At 58.8% G+C, this 2893-nt stretch carries 4 protein-coding genes; all 4 read right to left on the bottom strand.

Translation table 11 applies throughout. From position 1 onward, the window contains the following. The coding region (locus tag RTW80_RS23645) for a DNA-binding domain-containing protein (protein ID WP_312720472.1) at positions 1-696 on the bottom strand (696 nt) is incomplete at its 3' end. Positions 697-879: 183 nt separating this feature from the next. After that, positions 880-1185: a PadR family transcriptional regulator gene (locus RTW80_RS23655; RefSeq protein WP_000130000.1), complete on the bottom strand. Its 306-nt coding sequence runs from the start codon at positions 1183-1185 to the stop codon at positions 880-882. A gap of 10 nt (positions 1186-1195) precedes the next feature. Next, positions 1196-2401, bottom strand: a complete 1206-nt coding sequence (chrA, locus tag RTW80_RS23660) for a chromate efflux transporter (RefSeq protein ID WP_000184001.1) — start codon at positions 2399-2401, stop codon at positions 1196-1198. 155 nt (positions 2402-2556) lie between these two features. Next, complete coding sequence (locus RTW80_RS23665; RefSeq protein WP_000376616.1) at positions 2557-2760, bottom strand: hypothetical protein; 204 nt, start codon at positions 2758-2760, stop codon at positions 2557-2559. Between the last annotated feature and the right edge of the window lie 133 nt (positions 2761-2893).

Below are 2893 nucleotides of genomic sequence, written 5' to 3' on the forward strand. Positions count from 1 at the left end.
GCCAACCGAAACGGCAGACGGCGCTTCCAGCGTGACGACCATGCCGAGCACGCAGCGGGTGAACACGTCGATGGCGAGGGTCAGGTACGGGCGGCCAATAGGTTGCCGGTCGCGGTCATCGACCACGATCAGGTCGATGACCGTATGGTCTATCTGCACCTGCTCCAGCGGCGCGGTCACGGCAGGAGGCTCGCCGCCCACACCTTGTAGGTCACGAGCGGCATCCTGGCCTTCCCGCCGGCGGATGACCTTGCGCGGGTCAAGGCTAGCGATCCGTAAGGCCACGGTATTGCGCGCCGGCACTCGCAGTTTTTGAGCCTTGCACACCTGAGTGACTTCGCGGTGAAAGGCCGCTAGGCTGCGCTTCTGCTTGGTCAGGAACCGCTTTTGCAGTAGCTCGTGGATGACGCGCTCGACCGGTTCCGGCAAGCGCCCCTTACCTTTACCTCCACCGGACTGGCCGGGCACCAGATCCGTCACGAGGCCGCTGCCTTGCCGGGCACGCCGGATCAGAACGTATACCTGGCGCCGAGACAAGCCCAGCGCCTGAGCCGCCATATCGGCCGCTTCGTGCCCGACCGTCTCCGACTGCGCCAACGGACTGATGATCTCCGCACGACGGCGCGCACGCTCCCAAGCCTCATCAGGCAGAGTGGCCACGCCTTGTTCTGGAATCCGTGGGGTGTCCGTCGCCATGCTCACCTCGCTTTGGTGCACACGAGTATTGAGCATAGTCGAGATTGGTGCAGATCACTTCTGATATTGAACTGTCAGGAGCTGGCTGCACAACAGCCATTACGCCCAATCAACTGGTGCAGTCGTCTTCTGAAAATGACAATCCAGTTAGGGTATAGCTCAACCTGACATAGAAGCAAAAACTCAACCACCTTCTACCAACTCTCCGAACAGCTCCTTGACCTTTGTTTTCGCATCAGCAAGTGCAGTTCTGCCTTGTTCAGTGATGTCATAAACACGCCGTTCACGTCGCCCGGTGCGTTCGTGGCGTGAGGTCAGATAGCCTTTTTTTTCCAGGCCGTGCAGCATCGGGTACACGGTGCCAGCGCTCATCTCGTAGCCGTGTCGGCGTAGCTCTTCGATGATCCCCAGCCCAAAGACAGGTTCCTCGGCTGCATGGTGAAGGATGTGCAGGCGGATCAAACCGCCGTAGAGGTCTTTGTCAGTCATTTTTTGTGCCTCACAGAGCGACGCTCAACAGCCACCCAGCTGCACCGCTACCGAGGACAACCAGCCACGGCGGGAGCTTCCAGAACATAAGTGCGACAAGGGCAACTAATGCCAAGCCGAAGTCTTGCGGCTGAAAGATGGCGCTAGTCCATACAGGCTGATACAGCGCGGCCAGCAGCAAGCCGACTACAGCGGCATTGATCCCGGCCAGCGCAGCTTGGATGCCTGTATTGCGGCGCAAACGCTCCCAAAATGGCATTGATCCGACGACCAGCAAGAACGAGGGCGCGAAGATAGCCAGCAGACACACAATGCCGCCGATCCAGCCCGACGGGGCGGTGTTCATCGAGGCACCAAGAAACGCGGCGAACGTGAACAAAGGGCCGGGCACCGCTTGAGCTGCCCCGTACCCCGCGAGAAAGGATTCATTGTTGACCCAGCCGGAGGGCACCACTTCGGCTTGCAGTAATGGCAGCACAACGTGACCACCGCCGAACACCAGTGATCCGACACGATAGAAGGAATCCACCATTGCCATGGTTTGACTTGGCATCAGTTCGGCCAACACCGGCAGGCCAATCAGCAAGACAAAGAACAGCGAGAGCCAAAGCACGCCGGCCCGGTGACTGACCGTGATAGGTAGGGGGTCATGCTCAACAACTTTCGCTGGCTTGAACAATAACCGGCCTGCGATGCCTGCGATAGCAATCACGCCAACCTGTCCCCACGCGGACGGCACAAGTAAAACGACGCAGGTAGCAATTGCCATGATGGTGACTCGCAGCCCATCCGTGCATAGGTTACGCGCCATGCCCCATACTGCTTGAGCGACCACGGCCACAGCCACCACTTTTAAGCCATGCAACGCGCCCTGCGAGACGTAATCGCCATAGCTGGAGATGCCGAGCGCAAAAAGGATCAAGGCTATGGCAGACGGCAGCGTGAAGCCAGCCCAAGCAGCCAGCGCCCCGCTGTATCCAGCCCGAGACAGTCCTACCGCTATGCCGACCTGGCTGCTTGCAGGCCCTGGCAAGAACTGACAAAGCGCGACCAAGTCAGCATAGCTCCGTTCGGAGAGCCAGCGCCGCCGTGTGACAAATTCGGCGCGGAAGTAGCCCAAGTGCGCAATGGGGCCGCCAAAAGATGTCAATCCAAGCCGCAGAAAAATAAGAAAGACCGACCATGGTCTGCTGTCATCGGTAGGGTTATTCGTCATACTTTCGCCTTCATGATCTGCAACGAGTTGATCAATAATAAGCGAAATTCGATAACGAAATTCGATATAAATCTAGAAAAAAATACCTCTATGTGTACTACGCAGTTTTAGCTGTGGCTTTCACAGGAGCACGCTTACTTACGGCTTAGCGTGCTTTATTTTCCGTTTTCTGAGGCGATCCCTAGGAGCTCGGATCTCAGGACGAAGGTCTCCGCGAATGTCCGGTCGATCCGCGCGACGTCCCAGGCGGGCGTTCCCTTGGCGGACATCCACGCCGCAGCGTCGTGCATCAGCCGCACAACCTCGTCGATATCACCCGAGCAGGCGACCCGAACGTTCGGAGGCTCCTCGCTGTCCATTCGCTCCCCTGGCGCGGTATGAACCGCCGCCTCATAGTGCAGTTTGATCCTGACGAGCCCAGCATGTCTGCGCCCACCTTCGCGGAACCTGACCAGGGTCCGCTAGCGGGCGGCCGGAAGGTGAATGCTAGGC

The organism is Escherichia sp. AM3, from assembly GCF_032029835.1.
Lineage (GTDB): Bacteria > Pseudomonadota > Gammaproteobacteria > Enterobacterales > Enterobacteriaceae > Escherichia > Escherichia coli.